18 protein-coding genes are annotated in these 20544 nt (G+C 63.8%); 6 read left to right on the forward strand and 12 right to left on the reverse strand.

Annotation, left to right across the window (positions count from 1 at the left end):
* Nucleotides 1–144 precede the first annotated feature (144 nt).
* From EEB15_RS32120 to EEB15_RS32130, 3 genes are all read left to right on the forward strand, one after another.
* Entirely contained in the window at nucleotides 145–453 is a 309-nt protein-coding gene (locus EEB15_RS32120) for a nucleotidyltransferase family protein (RefSeq protein WP_141514067.1), read from the forward strand.
* Nucleotides 443–739, forward strand: a complete 297-nt coding sequence (locus EEB15_RS32125; RefSeq protein ID WP_141514068.1) for a DUF86 domain-containing protein — start codon at nucleotides 443–445, stop codon at nucleotides 737–739. The genes EEB15_RS32120 and EEB15_RS32125 overlap by 11 nt, the downstream gene beginning before the upstream one ends.
* Nucleotides 740–927: 188 nt before the next feature.
* Nucleotides 928–1452 carry a group I intron-associated PD-(D/E)XK endonuclease gene (locus EEB15_RS32130; RefSeq protein WP_141514069.1) on the forward strand — a complete coding sequence of 175 codons (525 nt, stop codon included), beginning with the start codon at nucleotides 928–930 and terminating at the stop codon, nucleotides 1450–1452.
* Nucleotides 1453–1716: 264 nt separating this feature from the next.
* Here the strand turns inward: EEB15_RS32130 and fdhF are convergent, their stop codons facing one another.
* The 6 genes from fdhF to oxc form a co-directional block, all read right to left on the reverse strand.
* Complete coding sequence (fdhF, locus tag EEB15_RS32135; protein WP_141514070.1) at nucleotides 1717–4542, reverse strand: formate dehydrogenase subunit alpha; 2826 nt, start codon at nucleotides 4540–4542, stop codon at nucleotides 1717–1719.
* A 97-nt stretch (nucleotides 4543–4639) separates the two neighbouring features.
* Nucleotides 4640–6334, reverse strand: coding sequence for an NADH-ubiquinone oxidoreductase-F iron-sulfur binding region domain-containing protein (locus EEB15_RS32140; RefSeq protein WP_141514071.1), 1695 nt, complete (start codon nucleotides 6332–6334; stop codon nucleotides 4640–4642).
* A complete protein-coding gene (gene frc / locus EEB15_RS32145) occupies nucleotides 6331–7578 on the reverse strand; it encodes a formyl-CoA transferase (protein WP_141514072.1) in 1248 nt (415 codons plus the stop codon). The genes EEB15_RS32140 and frc (EEB15_RS32145) overlap by 4 nt, the downstream gene beginning before the upstream one ends.
* Nucleotides 7579–7652: 74 nt before the next feature.
* Nucleotides 7653–8099, reverse strand: a complete 447-nt coding sequence (locus tag EEB15_RS32150; protein WP_141514073.1) for a PAS domain S-box protein — start codon at nucleotides 8097–8099, stop codon at nucleotides 7653–7655.
* A gap of 16 nt (nucleotides 8100–8115) precedes the next feature.
* Nucleotides 8116–9375: a formyl-CoA transferase gene (frc, locus tag EEB15_RS32155; protein ID WP_141514074.1), complete on the reverse strand. Its 1260-nt coding sequence runs from the start codon at nucleotides 9373–9375 to the stop codon at nucleotides 8116–8118.
* Nucleotides 9376–9408: 33 nt separating this feature from the next.
* On the reverse strand, nucleotides 9409–11130 hold the full coding sequence (oxc, locus tag EEB15_RS32160) for an oxalyl-CoA decarboxylase (protein WP_141514075.1): 1722 nt from the start codon (nucleotides 11128–11130) through the stop codon (nucleotides 9409–9411).
* Nucleotides 11131–11320: 190 nt separating this feature from the next.
* Here oxc and EEB15_RS32165 point away from each other — a divergent pair, with 190 nt between their 5' ends.
* Nucleotides 11321–11929: a Crp/Fnr family transcriptional regulator gene (locus EEB15_RS32165; RefSeq protein WP_141514076.1), complete on the forward strand. Its 609-nt coding sequence runs from the start codon at nucleotides 11321–11323 to the stop codon at nucleotides 11927–11929.
* Between the two features lie 343 nt (nucleotides 11930–12272).
* Here EEB15_RS32165 and EEB15_RS32170 read toward each other — a convergent pair whose 3' ends face one another.
* The 3 genes from EEB15_RS32170 to EEB15_RS32180 form a co-directional block, all read right to left on the reverse strand.
* On the reverse strand, nucleotides 12273–13802 hold the full coding sequence (locus tag EEB15_RS32170) for a tripartite tricarboxylate transporter permease (RefSeq protein WP_141514077.1): 1530 nt from the start codon (nucleotides 13800–13802) through the stop codon (nucleotides 12273–12275).
* A gap of 44 nt (nucleotides 13803–13846) precedes the next feature.
* Complete coding sequence (locus EEB15_RS32175) at nucleotides 13847–14368, reverse strand: tripartite tricarboxylate transporter TctB family protein (protein ID WP_141514078.1); 522 nt, start codon at nucleotides 14366–14368, stop codon at nucleotides 13847–13849.
* 104 nt (nucleotides 14369–14472) lie between these two features.
* The gene (locus EEB15_RS32180) at nucleotides 14473–15465 is read right to left on the reverse strand and encodes a tripartite tricarboxylate transporter substrate binding protein (RefSeq protein WP_233259714.1); all 993 of its coding nucleotides are present in this window, start codon (nucleotides 15463–15465) and stop codon (nucleotides 14473–14475) included.
* A gap of 522 nt (nucleotides 15466–15987) precedes the next feature.
* On the opposite strand from EEB15_RS32180, the gene EEB15_RS32185 reads away from it, so the two are divergent.
* Nucleotides 15988–16878, forward strand: a complete 891-nt coding sequence (locus EEB15_RS32185) for a hypothetical protein (RefSeq protein ID WP_141514080.1) — start codon at nucleotides 15988–15990, stop codon at nucleotides 16876–16878.
* Nucleotides 16879–16906: 28 nt separating this feature from the next.
* Here EEB15_RS32185 and EEB15_RS32190 read toward each other — a convergent pair whose 3' ends face one another.
* The 3 genes from EEB15_RS32190 to EEB15_RS32200 form a co-directional block, all read right to left on the reverse strand.
* Entirely contained in the window at nucleotides 16907–17917 is a 1011-nt protein-coding gene (locus EEB15_RS32190) for a 2-dehydropantoate 2-reductase (RefSeq protein ID WP_141514081.1), read from the reverse strand.
* Between the two features lie 24 nt (nucleotides 17918–17941).
* On the reverse strand, nucleotides 17942–18712 hold the full coding sequence (locus EEB15_RS32195; RefSeq protein ID WP_199236692.1) for a fumarylacetoacetate hydrolase family protein: 771 nt from the start codon (nucleotides 18710–18712) through the stop codon (nucleotides 17942–17944).
* 81 nt (nucleotides 18713–18793) lie between these two features.
* Nucleotides 18794–19099: a hypothetical protein gene (locus EEB15_RS32200; protein WP_141514083.1), complete on the reverse strand. Its 306-nt coding sequence runs from the start codon at nucleotides 19097–19099 to the stop codon at nucleotides 18794–18796.
* Nucleotides 19100–19256: 157 nt separating this feature from the next.
* Here EEB15_RS32200 and EEB15_RS32205 point away from each other — a divergent pair, with 157 nt between their 5' ends.
* Nucleotides 19257–20219, forward strand: a complete 963-nt coding sequence (locus tag EEB15_RS32205) for a LysR family transcriptional regulator (protein WP_141514084.1) — start codon at nucleotides 19257–19259, stop codon at nucleotides 20217–20219.
* Nucleotides 20220–20544: the final 325 nt, after the last annotated feature.

Consider the following 20544-nt stretch of genomic DNA (forward strand, 5'->3'; position numbering starts at 1 on the left):
GTGGCCTCGGAGATCTGTATAAGAGACAGGGCGTGGGGGAGATCGTGGGGGAGGGTCATGAACGGCTCATTGTGCGCCCGCGCTGCTTGCTCTTGATCTGCACAGCGCACCCAGCTGGCGGCATAATTCCCTCAGGAAGCCGTCATGAACCCTCTGCTCGATCAAAAGCGAAACGAAGTCGCCGACTTGTGCCGGCGCTCGGGTGCACGCAGGTTGGATGCTTTCGGGTCTGTCACGCGCGAGGACTTCGACCCGCTGAACAGCGACCTGGACTTTTTGGTCGAGTTTGATAGCGCGGCGCCGAGCGCCTATGCGCAGGCCTATTTCGAGCTGAAGGAGGGCCTCGAGGCCCTGTTTGGCCGGCCGGTCGACTTGGTGACTCCGAGCAGCTTGTCCAACCCCTATTTCCGCCAACGCGTCACGGCAGAGCGCCAGACGGTGTATGCATCCTGACGCCGGCAAACTGGTGTGGGATGCGCAACAGGCTGCGGAGCGTGTTGTCCGCTTCACTGTCGGCGCGACCTTTGTAGATTACGACGCCGATGAGTATCTTCGGTCGGCCGTCGAACGCCAGTTCGAGATCATCGGCGAAGCGCTCAACCGGTTGTCTCGCGTTGATCCAGCGACGGCAGCGACCATCGCGGATCTCCCGCGCATCGTCGCCTTTCGCAACGTGCTCTTTCATGAATATGCAACGTTGACGGCACGAAGCGTGCGGGCGTGGTCGAGGGCCGCCTAGGGCCTCCGCGCACGATAGGCTGTTGCAGCAGGCTTAAAGGTATAGGAAATCCAACCGCCCCTTGAGAGCTCGCCCACCATCAAGCTGCAGTCGTTTGCGCGTTGTCTGGGCCCTCTATGCTGAACCTTGTGCAGATTGCCGCGCGGCCTTTCTGCCCCAGTTGTAAGCTTTGATCGGATCTCGATACTGTGAACACTTCCCATCTTGCCAACGTCGCGGAGAGTCTCATTGTTCATGAACTCATGCTTAACAACCTTGTAGTTGCTAAGCCATATACGGATATGCTGGGTGCGGACCTCATCGCCTTTTCTGAGTTCGATGATGGCTTGAGGTTCTGCCGAATACAGTGCAAAGGCCGAAGTTTGAAAGAAAAGGGAAGAACTACCATTCAAATCCCAAAATCTTATGTCGATTCACCATTCATGGTCGTACTGTTCCTGATGTTTGATCGGGGTTCCAGTCAGTTGCTCTGCTTCTTTTCCAGTGACATCAGGCAGTGGCAGAGCAGTGCTAAAGGGACATATGTATTGAGTCTTTCACGGAAAAAAGTGGAAGAACACCTTCAGTTCTACAGATTCTCCGAATCAAAGATGGACATACTGAAGACGCTCATTCAAAAGGCAAATGAGTCGGGGACTTTCTACGAGGCGGTGTATGGGTCGGCCAATGCCGTCCTCAAGATTGGCGGTGGCGAATCCCCAGGCAGTGCTTAGCAGGAATCTGGCCAAGATCGCGCTTATTAAAGGTGCTTGCCCTTGGCGGGCATGGTGCCGTGGCTTGCCTCCCACGGCCGCCGCGCTGATGGGGCGTGCGGGTGGCCTGCACATTGAAGACGAAGTCGCACGCAGCGGAGCGCACGTCATAGCGCAGGTCCGCCTTGTAGCGAAGGCGGATGGGGGCGTGGGGGAGGTCGTTGGGCAGGGTCATGAACGGCCCATTGTGCGCGCTGTGCGCCGCACCCTGGGCCGAGCAGGGTCTCAGCTCATCGCGTTCACCAGTGCCTGGCCCCCGCCGTAGCTCGCCTGGAACGGCGGCACACCGCCCAGCGTCACGCGGATCGCGCAGTACTTGAACTCCGGGATCTTCGCGAACGGGTCGAGCGCCGCGTTGGTCAACTTGTTGATCGCAGCCTCGTAGTAGCAGAACGGCACGAATACGGCGCCGCGCGGGGAGTTCTCGTCGGCCCGCGCGTACAGCTCCACCTTGCCGCGCCGCGACTCGATCGTCACCACCTCACCCGGTTTGGCGCCCATATCGGCCAGGTCCAGCGGATGGATCAGCGCGACCGGGTCGGGTTCGAGCGCATCCAGCACCGTGGCCCGGCGCGTCATGCTGCCGGTGTGCCAGTGTTCGAGCTGGCGGCCCGTGATCAGCACCATCGGGTATTCGGTGTCCGGGCGCTCATTGGCCGGGATGATGTCGGCCGGCACGAAGCGCGCGCGGCCGCCTTCACGCGGGAAGTCGTCCACGAACACCACGGACTGGCCGGGGTCGCCTTCCTTCATGCACGGGTAAGTGACGGAATGCTCGCGGTCCAGCCGCTCCCACGTGATGCCGGCGATGCTGGGCATGGTGTGGCGCATCTCGTCGAACACTTCCGACACGTGCTTGTAGTTCCAGCCGCAGCCCAGCTTGTTGGCGATCTCCTGGATGATCCACAGGTCTTGGCGCGCATCGCCCGGCGGGTTCACGGCCTTGCGGCCCATCTGCACAAGCCGGTCGGTGTTGGTGAAGGACCCGTCCTTCTCGGGGAAGGCGCTGGCGGGGAGGATCACGTCCGCAAGGTAAGCGGTTTCGGTCAGGAAGATGTCCTGCACGACCAGGTGGTCGAGCGCGGCCAGCGCTTCGCGCGCATGGTTCGCATCCGGGTCCGACATGGCGGGGTTCTCGCCCTGCACGTACATGCCCTTGATGCCGCCCTTCTTGATGGCGTGCATCACCTCGACCACGGTCAGGCCGACCTGGTCGTCCAGCGAGCCGGCGGCGACGCCCCAGGCCTTCTCGAAGCTGGCGCGCACCGTGGGGTTGGAGACGTGCTGGTAGTCGGGCAGCATCATCGGGATGAGCCCCGCGTCCGACGCGCCTTGCACGTTGTTCTGGCCGCGCAGCGGGTGCAGGCCGGTACCGGGACGGCCGATCTGGCCGGTCATCAGCGACAGTGCGATCAGGCAGCGCGCGTTGTCGGTGCCGTGCACGTGCTGCGAGACGCCCATGCCCCACAGGATCATCGAGGCCTTCGACGTGGCGAAGAGACGCGCTACGTAGCGCAACGTATCAGCATCGATGCCGCAGATAGGCGCCATCAGCTCGGGTGTGTAGCCTTCGACGTTCTTGCGCAGCTCGTCGTAGCCGATGGTGCGGCTGGCGATGAATTCCTCGTCGACAAGGCCCTCGTTGACGATGACGTTCATCATCGCGTTGAGCATGGGCACATCGGTATCGGGCTTGAACTGCAAATGGCGGTGGGCCATGCGCGTCAGGTCCGAGCGGCGGGGGTCCATCACGATCAGTTGGGTGCCGTTCTTCACGGCGTTCTTGATCCAGGTGGCGGCGACCGGGTGGTTGACCGTCGGATTCGCGCCGATGATCACGACCACGTCGGCCTGCGTCACGTCCATCACGGGGTTGGACACGGCGCCCGAGCCGATGCCTTCCAGCAGCGCGACGACCGATGATGCGTGGCACAGGCGAGTGCAATGGTCGACGTTGTTGCTGCCGAAGCCGGTGCGCACCAGCTTCTGGAACAGGTAGGCTTCTTCGTTGCTGCCCTTGGCCGAGCCGAATCCGGCGAGCGACTTCTTGCCGTGCTGGTCGCGGATGGCGGCCAGCTTGCCGCCGGCAAAGTGGAGCGCTTCTTCCCACGTGGCTTCACGGAAGACGTCCATCACCCGGTCCGGATCCATCTCGAAGTCGCCGGTCTTGGGCATGCCTTCGCGGCGGATCAGTGGCTTGGTCAGGCGCTGCGGATGGTGTGCGTAGTCGAAACCGTAGCGGCCCTTCACGCACAGGCGTCCGTGATTGGCCGGGCCGTCGCGGCCTTCGACGAAGAGGATCTTGTCGTCCTTGACGTTGTAGGTCAGCTGGCAGCCGACACCGCAATACGGGCAGACGGACTCGACCTGCTTGTCCGGCACGGCCAGCGCGGCTTCACGTGCGGGCATCAGCGCGCCGGTGGGGCAGGCTTGCACGCATTCGCCGCAGGCCACGCAGGTGGAGCCGCCCATGGAGTCGTCCATGTCGAACACGATCTTCGCCTGGTCGCCACGGAAGGCGAGGCCGATCACGTCGTTGACTTGTTCGTCGCGGCACGCGCGCAGGCAACGCGTGCACTGGATGCAGGCATCCAGATTGACCGCGATGGCGGGGTGGGAGAGGTCGGGTGCGACATGCGCGCGCGCTTCGAAGCGGGGCTTGCCCACGCCGATCTTCGCGGCCCACTGGTCCACCTCGTTGTGGCGCGTGTAGTCCGCCTCGGGCATGTCCGAGAGCAGCAGCTCGAGCACCAGCTTTTGCGAAGCGACGGCGCGCTCGCTGTCGGTCACGACCTTCATGCCCGGCGTCGGGCTGCGGCAGCAGGAGGGCGCCAGCACGCGCTCGCCATTGATTTCGACCATGCAGGAGCGGCAGTTGCCCACCGCCTCCATGCCTTCCTTGAAGCAAAGGTGCGGGATCTCCACGCCTTCGCGCTTGGCCACTTGCAGCACGGTCTCGGTCGCGCGGCCGGTGACTTCACGGCCGTTGAGGCTGAAGCTCACCAGCGGTGCGTCGAGCTGGGCCAGTTCTTGTCGTGTGACAGCGTTCATTCTTTATCCTCAGTTCTCAGGCCAGCGCCGGGCCGCCCCAAGCAGGCCTGGGCCCCCTCGGGGGGCAGCGCAGTCGCGTAGCGGCAAGCGTGGGGGCTCACAATTCGTGCGGGAAGTACTTGATGACGCAGTCCACCGGGTTCGGCGCCGCCTGGCCCAGGCCGCAGATCGAGGCGTCGCGCATCACCAGCGACAGGTCGGCCAGTAGCGGCAAATCCCACTTCAGCTGGTCGATGATGTGCGCCGCCTTGGCCGTGCCGACTCGGCAGGGCGTGCATTGGCCGCAGGACTCGTGGTGGAAGAAGCGCATCATGTTGCGCGCCGCATCGGTGGCCGTGTCGTGGTCCGAGAGGATCATCACCGCGGCCGAACCGATGAAGCAGCCGTAGGGCTGCAGCGTGTCGAAGTCCAGCGGGATGTTGTTCATCGTGGCCGGCAGGATGCCGCCTGATGCGCCACCGGGCAAGTACGCGTAGAAGGTGTGGTCGTCCAGCATGCCGCCGCAGAATTCGTCGATCAGTTGCTGGATGGTGATGCCCGCGGGCGCCAGCTTCACGCCAGGCTCCTTGACACGCCCCGAGACCGAGAACGAGCGCAGGCCCTTGCGGCCATTGCGTCCATGCGAGGAGAACCAGGCCGCGCCTTTCTCGAGGATGTCGCGCACCCAGTACAGGGTTTCGAAGTTGTGCTCCAGCGTCGGGCGGCCGAACAGGCCGACCTGCGCCACGTAGGGCGGGCGCAGGCGCGGCATGCCTCGCTTGCCTTCGATCGATTCGATCATGGCCGACTCTTCACCGCAGATGTAGGCGCCGGCGCCGCGCCGCAGCTCGATCTCGGGCATGCCCTTGACGGGCGGGGCGGCGCGCAGCTTCGCCAGTTCCGTTTCCAGCACCTCGCGGCAGCCGTGGTATTCGTCGCGCAGGTAGATGTAGATTTTTTCGATGCCCACGGCCCAGGCGGCGATCAGCATCCCTTCGAGGAAGCGGTGCGGGTCACGCTCCAGGTACACGCGGTCCTTGAAGGTGCCGGGCTCGCCCTCGTCGATGTTCACCGCCATCAGGCGCGGGCCGGCTTCGGCGCGGACGATGCGCCACTTGCGGCCGGCCGGGAAGCCCGCGCCGCCCAGGCCGCGCAGGCCCGAGTCTTCCATGGTCTTGATCACCAGCTCGACGTCGCGGTCGCCGGAGATGCAATGCTTGATCAGCTCGTAGCCGCCGGCCGCCTGGTAGCGCGCGAAGTCGACGTATTCCTCGGGCTGGTGCGTCACCGCGCCGGTCTTGACCTTGTCGACCACGGCCTCGCAAGTGGCGTTGGGCACGGGGTTCTGGCCCACCACGGCGGCGGGTGCCTGTTCGCAGCGGCCGATGCACGGCGCGGCGATCACGCGGACATCACGGCCCACCAGCGAGGGCAGCTTGCGCAGCAGCTCTTTCGCGCCGGCCATCTCGCAGGACAGGCCATCGCAAACGCGCACGGTGAGCGGTGCCGGGGCGTCGCCGCCTTCTTTCACGATGTCGAAGTGGTGATAGAAGCTCGCCACCTCGTACACCTCGGTCTGGGCCAGGCGCATCTCTTGCGCCAGGGCCGCGAGGTGCGCCGACGACAGGTGCTTGAAGTGGTCCTGGATCTTGTGCAGGTGCTCGATCAGCAGGTCGGCACGCCGCGGTGCGGCGCCCAGCAGGCGCTGCACGTCGGCCAGGGCCTGCGGGTCTACGCGCCGGCCCTTGGGTGCCTGGCGCTTGCGCTCGCGGGAGGCCAGGGCGACCGCGATGGGAATGATGGGATGGTTCATATCACGCGCTCTTCGCGCAGTTGGTCGATGTCCGACCTGCTGTAGCCCAGCTGCGACAGCACTTCGTCCGTGTGCTCGCCGAGCAGGGGAGAGCGCGTCACGTCGGTGGGGCTGTCCGACATCTTGATCGGGTTGCCCACGGTCAGGTACTTGCCGCGGGTAGGATGGTCGACTTCGACGATGGTTCCGGTTTCGCGCAGCGATGGTTCGTACGCGATCTCCTTCATCGACAGAATCGGGCCGCAGGGAATGTCGAGCTTGTTCAGGATGTCCATGGCCTCGAACTTGTCCTTGGTCATGGTCCATTGCTCGATGCGGCGGAAGATCGGCTTCAGGTGCAGCAACCGGGCCTGGGGCGTGGCGTAGGCCTCGTCCTCGATCCAGTCTTCTTCGCCGATTACCTTGCAGATCGCGGGCCATACCGCGCCCTGGGTGATGAAGTAGATGTAGGCGTTGGGGTCCGTCTCCCAGCCCTTGCATTTCAAGATGGCGCCGGGCTGGCCGCCACCGGAGGCATTGCCCGCGCGCGGCACCGCGTCGCCAAACTTGCCGTCCGGGTATTGCGGGAATTCGTGCAGCGTGTGCGTGCGCTCCAGCCGCTGCTGATCGCGCAGTTTCACGCGGCACAGGTTGAGCACGGCGTCCTGCATGGGTGCCAGCACCTTCTGTCCGCGGTTGCTGTGGGTGCGCTGGTACAGCGCGGCGACGATGCCAAGCGCCAGGTGAAGGCCCGTCCCGCTGTCGCCGATCTGCGCGCCCGTGACCATCGGCATGCCGTCCACCTCGCCGGTGGTGGAGGCCGCGCCGCCCGCGCACTGCGCGACGTTCTCGTAGACCTTGCAGTCCTCGTATTTGCCGGGGCCGAAGCCCTTCACCGACGCGACGATCATGCGCGGGTTGATCTTCTGGATGTGTTCCCAGGTGATGCCCATGCGGTCCAGCGCGCCGGGCGCGAAATTCTCGACCAGCACGTCGCAGGTCTTGATGAGCGCATCCAGCACCTCGCGGCCCTTGGCCTTCTTCGTATCGAGTGTGATGGACCGCTTGTTGTGGTTCAGCATCGTGAAGTAGAGGCTGTCCACGCCGGGAATGTCGCGCAGCTGGCCGCGCGTGGCGTCGCCTTCGCCGGCACGCTCCACCTTGATGACGTCGGCGCCGAACCAGGCCAGCAGCTGGGTGCAGGTCGGCCCCGACTGGACGTGCGTGAAGTCGAGGATGCGGACGCCGTCTAACGCTTTGCTCATGAACAGTCTCACTCGGGAGTTGAAGAATCAACCCCTATGTTAATCACCATGGACGGGCGCGGCGCGCCCGTAGCTCAAGCCGGGGCGGCCGGAGTGGCCAGCTGGGCTTCGAGTTCCATCAGCCGCTTGCGCATCTCGCGCTCCGCGGCAAAGCGGTCGGACTCGTCACGGACGATGGCGGCGATGCCACCGACCTTGTTGTCCGGCGTCATCAGCAGGGCCACCGTGAAAGCGATGGAGAGCGTGTGCCCGTCCTTGTGGACGGCCGGCACCCGCAGCACATCGTTGCCGTAGCGGGTCTTGCCGGTCTCCATGGTCTTGTGGTAGCCGTCCCAGTGCCGTTGCTGCTGGCGCTGGGGGATGATGATGTCCAGCGACTTGCCCATCGCCTCGGCCTCGGTGTAGCCGAACATCCGCTCGGACGCCGGGTTCCACATGACGATGGCGCCGCTCGCGTCGGCCACCATCACCGCGTCGCCGACGGCCTCCACCAACTGCTTGAGGTCGATTGCTGTTTGCATGTCGCTGAGTCTACTTTCAGACAGCCTTCATGGCGTGCATGGTGGCGATCTGGTCCTTGGTGTAGCCCAGTTCGGCCAGCACTTCGTCCGAGTGTTCGCCCAGCAGCGGAGAACCGGTGATCTCGGGCTTGAGGTCCGAGAACTTGATCGGGCTGCCGACGGTGAAGTAGCTGCCGCGTTCCTTGTGCTGCACTTCGACGATGGAGCCGCTCTTGCGCAGCGACTCGTCGTTCAGCAGTTCCTTCATGGAAAGAACCGGGGCGCAGGGAATGTCGAACTTGCGCAGGATGTCCACGGCTTCGTATTTGGTCTTGTCCTTCAGCCAGTTTTCGATCGTGGCGAAGATGTCCATGATGTGCGGCTGGCGGGCCTTCGGCGTGGTGTAAGCCGGGTCCGTCTTCCATTCCGGCTTGCCCAGCGCGTCGCAAATTGGCTCCCAGGCGTGGCCTTGCACGGTGAAGTAGATGTAGGCGTTCGGATCCGTCTCATGGCCCTTGCACTTCAGGATCCAGCCCGGCTGGCCGCCGCCGCCGGCGTTGCCGCCACGGGGCACCACGTCGGTGAACTTCTCGTGCGGGAACTGGGGATACTCTTCGAGGTAGCCCAGGCGGTCCAGGCGCTGCTGGTCGCGCATCTTCACGCGGCACAGGTTCAGCACGCTGTCCTGCATGGACACGGCGACCTTCTGGCCCTTGCCGGTCTGCTGGCGGCCGATGATGGCCGTCAGGATGCCGATGGCCAGGTGCATGCCGGTGTTGCTGTCACCCAGCGCCGCGGAGGAAATGGTCGGCTCCGAATGCTCGCCTTTCCACCAGCCGGTGGTGGAGGCCGCGCCGCCGGCGCACTGTGCCACGTTTTCGTAGACCTTCAGGTCTTCGTAGTGGTGGCCGTCGGAGAAGCCCTTGACCGAAGCCAGGATCATCTTCGGGTTGAGTTCCTGGATGCGCTCCCAGGTGAAGCCCATGCGGTCGAGGGCGCCGGGGCCAAAGTTCTCGACCATCACGTCCGAAACCTTGATGAGCTTTTCCAGCACTTCCTTGCCGGCCTGGTTCTTGGTGTCCAGCGTCAGCGAGCGCTTGTTGCTGTTGAGCATGGTGAAGTACAGCGCGTCGACGTTCGGGATGTCGCGCAGCTGGCTGCGCGTCACGTCGCCGGAGCCGGGCCGCTCGACCTTGATCACGTCGGCGCCGAACCAGGCCAGCATTTGCGTGCATGCCGGGCCCGCCTGGACGTGGGTGAAGTCGATGATCTTGATGCCGTTGAGGGGTTTGGTCATGGTTGTGGCTCCTTGTGGGATCTATAAAACAGGTTACTTCTTCTTGGCCGCGCTTTGCGGGTTGAGGCTGGTGATGCGGCCGCTCTCGGTGCCGGCGGTCTCGTCGATGATCGCGTTGATCAGCGTGGGCTTGCCCGACTTCACAGCTTCGTCGAGGGCCTTCTCGAGCTCTGCGGGGTTGTTGGCCACCACGCCGACGCCGCCGAAGGCCTGCATCATCATTTCGTAGCGCGCGCCCTTGACGAACACGGTGGGGGCGACGTCGCCGCCCTGCGGGCTCATGTTCTTGTCGGTGCCCTTGTAGATGCCGTTGTTGTTGAAGACGATCACGCAAACCGGCAGGTTGTAGCGGCAGATGGTCTCGACTTCCATGCCCGAGAAACCGAATGCGCTGTCGCCCTCGACGGCGATGACGGGCTTGCCGGTTTCAACCGCGGCGGCGACGGCAAAGCCCATGCCGATGCCCATGATGCCCCAGGTGCCGACGTCCAGGCGCTTGCGCGGCTCATACATGTCGACGATGCTGCGGGCGAAGTCCAGCGTGTTGGCGCCTTCGTTGACCAGGATCGCGTCGGGGCGGGCCTTGATTGCGTTGCGCACCACGTTCAGCGCGCTGTGGAAGTTCATGACCGGTGGGTTGGCGGCCAGCGTCTCGGCCATCTTGGACAGGTTCTTGTCCTTGCGCTCGCCAATGGCTTGCGTCCAGTCGGACGGCGGCTTGGCCCAGTTGGAGCCCAGGCCCGCCACCAGCGCGGAGACGCAGGAGCCGATGTCCCCCACCAGCGGCGCGGCGATCGGCACGTTGCTGTCCATCTCGGTCGGCGAGATGTCGATCTGGATGAATTGGCGCGTCTTCGCGTTGTCACCGCCCCAGGTCTTGCCCTTGCCGTGCGACAGCAGCCAGTTCAGGCGCGCGCCGACCAGCATCACCACGTCGGCTTCGGCCAGCACGTAGGAACGGGTGGCCGAAGCCGATTGCGCATGCGTGTCGGGCAGCAGGCCCTTGGCCATCGACATCGGCAGGTAAGGAATGCCGGTCTTTTCGATCAGCGCGCGGATTTCACTGTCGGCGCGCGCATAGGCAGCGCCCTTGCCCAGCACGATCAGCGGACGCTTGGCGCCCTTGAGCAGGTCGAGTGCGCGCTGGACGGAGTCGGGGGCGGGCAGCTGGCGAGGCGCGGCGTCGACGACCTTGATCAGCGACTGCTTGCCGGCTTCGGCGTCCATGGACTGCGCGAACAGCTTGGCCGGAAGATCGAGGTACACGCCGCCAGGACGGCCGGAGACGGCAGAGCGGATGGCGCGGGCGATGCCGACACCGATATCTTCAGCGTGCAAGACGCGGAAGGCAGCCTTGCACAGCGGTTTGGCGATCGCGAGCTGATCCATCTCTTCGTAGTCGCCTTGCTGCAGGTCGACGATCTCGCGCTCGGAAGAGCCGCTGATGAGGATCATCGGGAAGCAGTTGGTCGTGGCGTTGGCCAGGGCGGTGAGGCCGTTCAGGAAGCCGGGCGCCGACACCGTGAGGCAGATACCGGGCTTGCCCGTCAGGAAGCCGGCGGCGGCCGCGGCGTTGCCGGCGTGCTGCTCGTGGCGGAACGAGATGACGCGCATGCCCTCGGCTTGCGCCTTGCGGGTCAGGTCGGTGATCGGGATGCCGGGCAGGGCATAGATGTTTTCGATGCCGTTAAGCTTGAGCGCATCGATCAGGAGGTGGAAACCGTCCGTCTGTTCGCGTGTGGTGTCGTTTGTCATGCTGAAATGTCTCTTGGTTCGGGCTCGTGGTTCTTAGCAACGTGCCGCCTCCCCGCTCATGCGCAAGGGCCTCGTTGCACCGTGGAGTTATCATAGGAATGGGGGTGTTTTTTCCCCTTGACCACGGTCAATTTTCGGAATCTTCGAATAGCGTCCCACCGGTTGTGCAGCCCCGTACGATCGACAGCACATGTCATCCATACCCGACCATCCAGAACGCAACATCATTCGAGTCCAGCTCGGGCAGAACGCCATCCTGAAGGGGATGAATTCGGGCCAGGCCGCGGAGCTCGAATCGCACCTGGTGATCGTGGAATGCCAGAAGGGCGATTCGCTCTTGCACCAGGGCGTCCACGACATGGAGCAATACTTCGTCCTGGACGGCATCCTCAAGCGCGTGGTGACGAATCCGCAGGCGAAGGAGATGATCCTTCGCTTTTCCGCCGAACGCGACATGGAAACGAGCTACGCCGCCTGGCGCCTGGGCACGCCCACGCCGTACAGCATCGTTTGCGTCACGAAGGCCCGCGTCGCCAAGCTCCCGATGCCCGAGTGGGCGGCTTTCCTCGAACGGCACAACGACATCAAGAAGTCGTTCGAATACGATGTGATGCACCTGATGAGCGAAATCATGGCGCATACCATCACGCTGCACCTGCTGGACGCGCCGGGCCGTGTGAACCGGTTCCTGCGCAAGCACCCGGAGCTCTTCGACCGTGTCCCGAAGAAGGAACTTGCGTCGTATCTGAACCTCTCCGCGGAGACGCTGAGTCGTCTCAAGCAGCGCGGGAAGATTTAGCGCTCCGGTTGTCACGCTGACGAGCGTGGGGCCATGGACGCCGGGTGGCCGATGCAGCGAATGTCCCCCGTCGGCCTGCGGCCTCCCTCCTCCTTTATTTCGCCGCATCGGCCACCCGGCATCCTTGGGGGACCCAGTTGGCGCGCGCCGGTCGAATACCAAAAACGTCTCCCGGATCGGGGTGGTGGGGCACTCTGCGCAGCGAAATAAAGGAGGAGGGAGCGGCTTGCCGCGACGGGGGACATTCGCAGCGCAGAGTGCCCCGCCGCCCCGATCCCGCCCGGATATGACCGCAAAAGAAAAAAGGCGGCCGAAGCCGCCTTTTCATTGGTGCGAGTAGGCCTCAATCCACTGGCTGCTCCGCGGCGAAAGCGGGCGGCTTCGGCGGGCGGACCTTGGCGATCACGCGGGAGATCAGCGGCCAGAACAGCAGCAGGAGAGCCAGGCTGGTAATGCCGCCCACCAGCGGGTTCGACCACATGATGCCCAGCTCGCCCTGCGAGACCAGCATCGCCTGGCGGAACGAGTCCTCGGCCTTGTCGCCGAGCACCAGGGCCAGCACCAGCGGCGCGAGCGGATAGTCGAGCTTCTTGAACACGTAGCCGACCACACCGAACATCATCATCAGCCAGATGTCCAGCATGGCGTTGTGCACGGTGTAGGCGCCGACCGCGCAGATCACCACGATCACCGGGGCGATGATGGAGAACGGGATGCGCAGGATGGACGCGAACAGCGGCACGGTGGTGAGCACCACGATCAGGCCGACCAGGTTGCCCAGGTACATCGAGGCGATCAGGCCCCAGACGAAGTCCTTCTGTTCGACGAACAGCAGCGGGCCGGGTTGCAGGCCCCAGATCAGCAGGCCGCCCAGCAGCACGGCGGCGGTCGGCGAGCCCGGGATGCCCAGGGCCAGCATGGGAAGCAAGGCGCTGGTGCCGGCGGCGTGGGCCGCGGTTTCGGGGGCGATGACGCCTTCGATTTCGCCGCTGCCGAACTTGTTGCCGTTCTTCGACATCTTCTTGGCCAGGCCGTAGCTCATGAACGATGCCGGGGTGGCACCGCCGGGTGTGATGCCCATCCAGATGCCGATCAGCGAGCTGCGGATGGAGGTCATCCAGTACTTCGGCAACTGCTTCCAGGTGTCGAACACGACCTTGGCGTTGATCTTCGCGCTCTTGCCGGAGAAAGCCAGGCCTTCTTCCATCGAGATCAGGATTTCGCCGATGCCGAACAGGCCGATCACGCCGATGAGGAAGTCGAAGCCGCGCATCAGGTCGGGAATGCCGAAGGTCAGGCGCAACTGGCCCGTCACCGTGTCCATGCCGACCGCCGCCAGCGCGAAGCCGATGGTCATCGAGGCCAGGATCTTGAACGGCGAGCCTTTGCCCATGCCCACGAAGCTGCAGAACGTCAGCAGGTAGACCGCGAAGAATTCGGGCGGGCCGAACTTGAGCGCGAACTTCGCCACCATCGGTGCCAGGAAGGTGATCATCACCACGGCCACGAAGGCGCCGATGAAGGACGACGTGAACGCGGCGGTGAGCGCTGCGCCCGCATGGCCTTGCTGCGCCATCGGGTAGCCGTCGAAGGTGGTCGCTACCGACCATGGCTCACCCGGTATGTTGAAGAGCACCGAGGTGATGGCGCCGCCGAACAGGGCGCCCCAGTAGATGCACGACAGCATCACGATGGCCGACGTGGGCGACATGCTGAAGGTGAGCGGCAGCAGGATGGCCACGCCGTTGGCGCCGCCCAGGCCCGGCAGCACGCCGATCAGCACGCCGAGCACGATCCCGACGAACATGAGAAGCAGGTTCATCGGCGTCAAGATGACGCTGAACCCGTGGAAGAGGGCGCTTATTTCGTCCATTGCAGTCTCGGTCTAGGTATTGTGTGTGGATTGGAGCGAAGGGACTAGTAGCCCAGGAAGCCGAGCGGGTTGAGCGCGCCCTTGAACAGCGGCACCTTGAACCAGACTTCGAACATCATGAAGAACAGCGTGCAGACGGCGACCGCCACGATCACGCTCTTGACCGGCGAATACTTGCCCAGGACGATCATGAACAGGGCGATGTACGCGAACGACGCGACGTAGATGCCGATGAACTGGATCGCCAGCACGTAGACCAGCGCGGGGAGCAGCACCGACAGCACGCGCTTGAGCTGTTCGCTGTCGACGAAGATTTCTGTGTTGCGGCCCTTCTTGGACAGAAAGGTCTGGAAGAAGACACCTGCGCCGGAGATGCAGAGGATCAACCCGATGTAGAACGGGAAGTAGCCGGCGCCGGGGCCGTCGCTGGTCCAGCCCGAGCCGAGCTTGCGGCTGCCGAAGATGACGGTGGCGCCCAGGAGAATGATCAGCAGGGCGACAACCGCTTCGACGACGTGGGTGGAAACGCCCGAGCGGGCGGCATCGGAGTGCACATTCGGTTCCATCAGGAACTCCCGAAATAAAAAGTGAAGAAAATTCGGAGAGAGGGGCCGGCGGCGAAAAATTGCGCCGGCCCGGAAAGCAAAAGGCCCCGCCGGGGCCCTACCCGTTATTGAGCGATGAAGCCGGCGGCTTTCATCAGCTCACGGTGGTTCTGTTCGGCCGTGCCGAGCCACTTGACGAACTGCTCACCGGACATCGTCGTCTGGTTGAACGCGCCCTTTTCCATGTATTCCTTCCACTCGGGCGTCTCACGCACCTTCTTGAGCAGGTTCACATAGTACTGCTGCTGCTCCGGGGTCACGCCTGGCGCCATGAAGACGCCGCGCAGCATCGTGTAGTCGGTGGGCACGCCCGATTCCTTGCAAGTGGGGATGTCGTTCCACGATTCCTTGTCGGTCACCTTGGTCTTGTAGGGCATGCGCTGCTCGTCGAACACGCACAGGGCGCGCAGCTGGCCGGCGCGCCACTGCGCTACGGCCTCGATGGGGTTGTTGACGCTCGAGTCGACGTGCTTGCCGACCAGCTGCACGGCCACATCGCCGCCGCCCTTGAAGGGGATATAGATGAACTTGGTGCCAGTGGCCTTTTCGATGCCCACGGTAAGGATCTGGTCTTCCTGCTTGGAGCCGGTGCCGCCCATCTTCATCTTGCTCGGGCCGGCGGCCTTGACGGCGGCCAGGTAGTCCTTGGCGTTCTTGGCCGGGTTCTCGTTGTTCACCCACAGGACGAACTGGTCCAGCGCCATCATCGACACAGGGGTCATGTCGCGCCAGTTGAACGGCACGCCCGTGGCGAGCGGCGTGGTGAACAGGTTGGAGAGGGTGATGATGATCTTGTGCGGATCGCCCTTGTGGCCCTTGACGTCGAGGAAGCCTTCGGCGCCCGCGCCACCCGACTTGTTGACGACGACCAGCGATTCCTTCATCAACTTGTTCTTGACGATGATGCCCTGGATCAGGCGGGCCATCTGGTCGGCGCCGCCGCCGGTGCCGGCAGGCACCACGAACTCGACCGGCTTGGTCGGTTCCCACGCCGCGTGGGCCGGGGCCACCGCGAAAGTTGCGGCCACCGCGGTTGCGGCGGCAGCGGTTTTGATCATCACGTTACCGAAGCTTGAAAGTCTGGTTTTCATTGCGAGGTCTCCTTTAATCATCATTTCACTGCTCCCGGAAGTCCATGAGCCAGCGTGCGTCACATGGTCGTCCTAAGTAGCTCCAAATGCACTTGACGACGGTCAAGTTTGCAAAATTTTCTTCAACCGGATCGGTGTCGCCGGATGCGCGTGCGGTGGTCATCGAAAATCAACTGATGAGCGCGCTTTCCGGGGAACGGTGCGATTCTGGAAGCGTGTGTGATCAACGTTCTTGACCGCGATCATCAACTCGGGTTATCCCCAATGAGAAAAGCGTTTTGCCCACGAAGGTTCAGTATCGGCGGCGCAATCTTGACCGCAGTCAAGAACGCTCTCCAACACGGCATTTCGCGATTGACCGCGGTCAACAGCTGGGGAAATCACGCGTCGTAAAAAAGCGTTCCGCGAACTAGCATGAGGTCGGGTTGGCTCTGCCAGCCACGGCTCGCACAGCGACGAAGCCGGGTTCAGTTCCTACAGGAGACAAAGATGAAACGAGCGTTGCTATGGGGCTGTTTGTTCGGCGCCGCGTTCTCTGTCCAGGCGCAGACCTGCCAGGGCGGCTTGTACCTCAACCCGCAGGTGATCCGGGGCGAAGGCGCGTCGCAGACCGAAAGCGCGCTGCGTGAACTGATCGAGTTCGTGCGGCCCACCGGGCTGCCAGTGACGCCGGTGCTGAACGTGAAGGAGACCGAGGACGTCGTCGCCGCCGTGAAGAAGCCATCGCCGCCTTGCTGGGTCTACGGCAACCCCGTCGTGGGCCTGGCGTCCGGCTACAAGCCCGTGGCGGTCAACATGGACCCGATCCAGTCGTCGGTGCTGATCCTCGGCAGCGTGGGCACGGTGAAGGACGGCAAACCGGTGGAGCTCAAGTCGCTGCCGCCCGAAGAACAGGCAAAAGTACTCGCCAAGCTCAAGGCTACCAGCTGCTACGGCATGAAGAGCGGCGTCACCACCGCGCTGGTGAAGGCCGAGAGCCTTTGCGGCACCGTCGTCGAAGTGGTGCCGCAGCAAGGCCTTGGCCAGAGCTACCTGCCCACCAAGGCAGCCTTCCACTGGCAGGCGGACCGCTGGGTCGGCCTCATCACGCGCCTGCAGACCGCCCAGGGCTCCACCATGAAGAGCCACCACGGCACCGACGAGCGCATCCACATGGCGGAGCTGTTCATCGTGCCCGCCAAGAATGCGAGCTGGGGCTATGGGCTGTACGTGCGCCCCGATGCGCCCGCCGACGCCATCAAGAAGGCCACGGCATTGTTCACGGGCCTGAAGTCCTCCGAGCCGCTGTTGCTCAAGGCCCTCGACCTGGGGAAGAAGTACGACTTCGAAACGCCATCCGACGCGGCCGTCGCGGAAATGAAAAAGTCCCTGACGCCTTGAGGCGCCAGGGACTTCAAAGAGGGCGGAATCAGGCGGCGGCCTGCATCCGCACGTGGCCCTTTTCTTCCTCCATCGTCCTGGCCAGCAGCTTGACCAGCGCATAGACGGTGTCGATGTGCGGCGTGGGCGTCTGCGTCAGGCGGCCGAGTTCGACCACCGAGCCCACCAGGGCGTCGATCTCCGGCGCGCGGCCCGCCTCGATGTCCTGCAGCATCGACGTCTTGTGCTTGCCGACCTTTTCAGCGCCGGCGATGCGCTTGTCGAGCGTGACGCGAAACTCGATGCCGAGCTTGTTCGCGACCTCCTGCGCTTCGCGCATCATGCTGGCGGCCAGCTCGCGCGAGAGCGGGAATTGGCAGATGTCCACCAGCGTGGAGTGCGAAAGGCTGCTGATCGGGTTGAAGGTGAGGTTGCCCCACAGCTTGAGCCAGATCTCCGAGCGGATGTTGTCCAGCACCGGCGCCTTGAAGCCTGCCTTGGTGAAGCATTCCGAGATGGCGCGCACCCGGTCGCTGGACGAGCCGTCGAGCTCGCCGATGGGGAACCGGTCGCCCTCGATGTGCTTGACGACGCCGGGCGCGATCAGCTCCGATGCTGGATACACCACGCAGCCGATCACGCGGCGCGGGGGAATCATTTCGGCGAGCATGCCGGTCGGGTCGACGCTGGTCACGTGCTTGCCTTCGTGCGGGCCGCCGTGCTTGTGGAAGTACCAGTAGGGGATGCCGTTCTGCATCGTCACGACGGTGGTCTCAGGCCCGAACAGCTTGGGCAGGTCCTTCGCCACAGCCTCGACCTGGTGGGCCTTCATGGCCAGGATGACCACGTCCTGCGGGCCCGCTTGCGCGTAGTCGTTGGTGGCTTTGACGTCCTTGGTGACGTGCTCGGTGCCGTCATGCATGATGAGTTTCATGCCGTTACTGCGAATGGCTTCGAGGTTGGCCCCGCGGACGATGAAGGTGACGTCTTCGCCGGCCAACGCCAGCTTCACCCCCACATACCCGCCTATGGCCCCAGCGCCGATGATGGCGATCTTCATTCCCGTACTCCAACAATTAAAAATCTATTCGAACCGGTTGCTGAGCTTGCCGATTCCTGCAATTTCGATTTCGACGGTGCTGCCGGGCTTCATGGAGCCGACGCCGACTGAGGTTCCGCAAAGAATGATATCGCCCGGGAACAGCGTCATGTCCTGCGAGATGAGGCTCACGAGCTTGGGCACGGAAAAGCGCATGTCGCTGATGGGATAGTCCTGGCGCACGTCGCCGTTGAGGATGGTCTTGACGACGAGTTTGGCGGGGTCGAGCCCGGTGGCGACGACGGGGCCGAAGGGGCAGAACGTGTCGAAACCCTTGGCGCGCACCCATTGCGCGAAAGACGCATCGCGGTTCAGGATGTCGGCGACCGTCACGTCGTTGGCGCACGTGTAGCCGAAGACGTGGTCCGCCGCTTGCTGCTCGGTGACCTGCTTGCACACCTTGCCGATGACGATGCCCAGCTCGCCTTCGTACACCACCTTGCCGTCGCAGGCCGGCTTGCGGATGGTTTCGTTGGGGCCCAGGTAGGAGTTGGGCGACTTGATGAGGTACAGCGGCTCGGCCGGCACGGCGAGGTTCAGCTTCTCACCCAGCGCGTGGAAGTTGTTCCACAACGCGATGATCTTGGTCGGCGTCACCGGCGCGAGAAGGGTGACTTCCGCGAGCGGCAGCAACCGGTCGGTGGGCGCCGCGCCCGAAAACATATCGCCCTGCCAGACCTTGACCCGCTCGCCCTCGAGGGTGCCGAAGCCCGTGGTGTTCCCGTCCCTGAAGCGAAGCCATTTTTTTTGCGGCATGCGAATCTTTCGAAAGAATGAAAAGGCAAAAACGGCGCGGGCCTGTCAGGCCGCCGCGCCGTTTCACTGGCCGGGCGGCCTTCAGGCCGCCAACAGCGTTTCGGCCGACCAGGAAGGGCGAGCAGCGGTGTGCGAGCGCGGGCCGGCCATCTCGGCGCGGCAGCGGGCCTTCGCGGTCTCGATGGCATTCACCAGGAAGTCGGCTTCGTAGGCGCGCAGCAGGTGCGACTGCTCGGTTTCGAGGTAGGCGCGCACGCTTTCGCGGCCACGTGTCGCGGCCTGCAGGCGCTCATAGGTCTTCGCATCCCAGTGCCAGGTGAGGCCCAACTCTTCGAAAGCGGCGTTGTAGGCGTGGCGGTCGTGGTCGGTGCAAGGGGCGTTACGCATCTCGGATCTCCATTTGTCGGTTCGTCGGGTGGCTTTTTCGGTGCGTTTTGCACCGGCCATGACGCAAATGTAAGAACGATGAACGATAAATGATAGTCAAAGTATTTTATGCTTATGATCACTCATAGGTTATGGATGGAATTTGCGTCAGGAACCCATGAAAAACGCCACGCTGCGTCAGCTCAAGGTCTTCGAATCGGTGGCCCGCAACCTGAGCTTTTCCCGCGCCGCCGAGGAACTGCACCTCACGCAGCCGGCGGTTTCCACGCAGGTCAAGAAGCTGCAGGACCACGCGGGCCTGCCGCTGTTCGAGCAATTGGGCAAGAAGATTCACCTCACGCCCGCGGGTGCAGAGATGCTGCATGCCAGCCGCGTCATCATCCGCCAGTTCGAGGAGGTCGAGCAGACGATGACGCAGTTCAAAGGCGTCACCGGCGGCAAGCTCAACGTCACCGTGATCAGTGCAGGGGACTATTTCTTCCCACGGCTGCTCGTGGAATTTGCGCGGCGCCACGAAGGCGTGACGCTCAACTTCGGCGTGTGCAACCGCGAAGAGCTGCTGGAGCAGCTCACCGACAACCTCACCGACCTGGCGATCATGGTGCGCCCGCCGCTGGACATGGACACGGTAAACGAGCCCTTCGCACCGCACCCGTATGTGATCGTCGCGGCACCCGACCATCCGCTGGCGGCGAAGAAGCGCATCCCGGTTTCACGCGTGGCGCGCGAGCCTTTCGTGGTCCGCGAGAAGGGTTCGGACACCTGGACGTCCATGGCCGAAGGCTTCGGCTCGCACTTGGCCGAACTGAACATCGCGATGGAGATCAAGAGCACCGAGACGATCAAGCAGGCCGTGATGGCGGGCATGGGCCTCACGTTTCTCTCAGCCCACACGATCAGCCGCGAGTTGCAATCCGGCAGCCTGGTGGTGCTCGACGTCCAGGGCTTCCCGCTGATGTTGAACTGGTACGTCGTGCACCGCGAGGCCAAGCGCCTGCCGCCCGTGGCCCAGGCGTTCCGCCAGTTCCTCCTCGACGACGGCGCGACGCTGATCGAACAGGCGATGGGGACGGGCGCGCGGGGTTCGGGCGGTAAAAGGGAAGTGCCCCGCCGGGCCTGAAGCCTGTCATTGCGGGCTTGCCCCACTGCTGACCGAAATCTGATCTCATCGAAGCGCTGCGCGGCGACCGTGTGCACAGCCATGGACGCCGGGTGGCCGATGCAGCGGGTGTCCCCCGTCGGCCTTCGGCCTCCCTCCTCCTTTATTTCGCCGCATCGGCCACCCGGCATCCATGGGGGACCCAGTTGGCGCGCGCTGGTCGAATACCAACAACGTCTCCCGGATCGGGGTGGTGGGGCGCTCTGCGCAGCGAAATAAAGGAGGAGGGAGCGGCTTGCCGCGACGGGGGACATTCGCAGCGCAGAGTGCCCCGCCGCCCCGATCC

Origin of the sequence: Ramlibacter sp. WS9 (genome assembly GCF_003797765.1) — a bacterium.
Lineage (GTDB): Bacteria > Pseudomonadota > Gammaproteobacteria > Burkholderiales > Burkholderiaceae_C > Ramlibacter.

Coding starts and splice junctions, on each gene's coding strand:
- EEB15_RS32170 (WP_141514077.1), bottom strand. CDS start 13,802: ATGGACGAAATAAGCGCCCTCTTCCACGGGTTCAGCGTCATCTTGACG.
- EEB15_RS32185 (WP_141514080.1), top strand. CDS start 15,988: ATGAAACGAGCGTTGCTATGGGGCTGTTTGTTCGGCGCCGCGTTCTCT.
- EEB15_RS32120 (WP_141514067.1), top strand. CDS start 145: ATGAACCCTCTGCTCGATCAAAAGCGAAACGAAGTCGCCGACTTGTGC.
- EEB15_RS32180 (WP_233259714.1), bottom strand. CDS start 15,465: ATGATCAAAACCGCTGCCGCCGCAACCGCGGTGGCCGCAACTTTCGCG.
- EEB15_RS32200 (WP_141514083.1), bottom strand. CDS start 19,099: ATGCGTAACGCCCCTTGCACCGACCACGACCGCCACGCCTACAACGCC.
- EEB15_RS32165 (WP_141514076.1), top strand. CDS start 11,321: ATGTCATCCATACCCGACCATCCAGAACGCAACATCATTCGAGTCCAG.
- EEB15_RS32175 (WP_141514078.1), bottom strand. CDS start 14,368: ATGGAACCGAATGTGCACTCCGATGCCGCCCGCTCGGGCGTTTCCACC.
- EEB15_RS32195 (WP_199236692.1), bottom strand. CDS start 18,712: ATGCCGCAAAAAAAATGGCTTCGCTTCAGGGACGGGAACACCACGGGC.
- oxc (WP_141514075.1), bottom strand. CDS start 11,130: ATGACAAACGACACCACACGCGAACAGACGGACGGTTTCCACCTCCTG.
- EEB15_RS32125 (WP_141514068.1), top strand. CDS start 443: ATGCATCCTGACGCCGGCAAACTGGTGTGGGATGCGCAACAGGCTGCG.
- EEB15_RS32205 (WP_141514084.1), top strand. CDS start 19,257: ATGAAAAACGCCACGCTGCGTCAGCTCAAGGTCTTCGAATCGGTGGCC.
- EEB15_RS32140 (WP_141514071.1), bottom strand. CDS start 6,334: ATGAACCATCCCATCATTCCCATCGCGGTCGCCCTGGCCTCCCGCGAG.
- frc (WP_141514074.1), bottom strand. CDS start 9,375: ATGACCAAACCCCTCAACGGCATCAAGATCATCGACTTCACCCACGTC.
- fdhF (WP_141514070.1), bottom strand. CDS start 4,542: ATGAACGCTGTCACACGACAAGAACTGGCCCAGCTCGACGCACCGCTG.
- EEB15_RS32190 (WP_141514081.1), bottom strand. CDS start 17,917: ATGAAGATCGCCATCATCGGCGCTGGGGCCATAGGCGGGTATGTGGGG.
- frc (WP_141514072.1), bottom strand. CDS start 7,578: ATGAGCAAAGCGTTAGACGGCGTCCGCATCCTCGACTTCACGCACGTC.
- EEB15_RS32150 (WP_141514073.1), bottom strand. CDS start 8,099: ATGCAAACAGCAATCGACCTCAAGCAGTTGGTGGAGGCCGTCGGCGAC.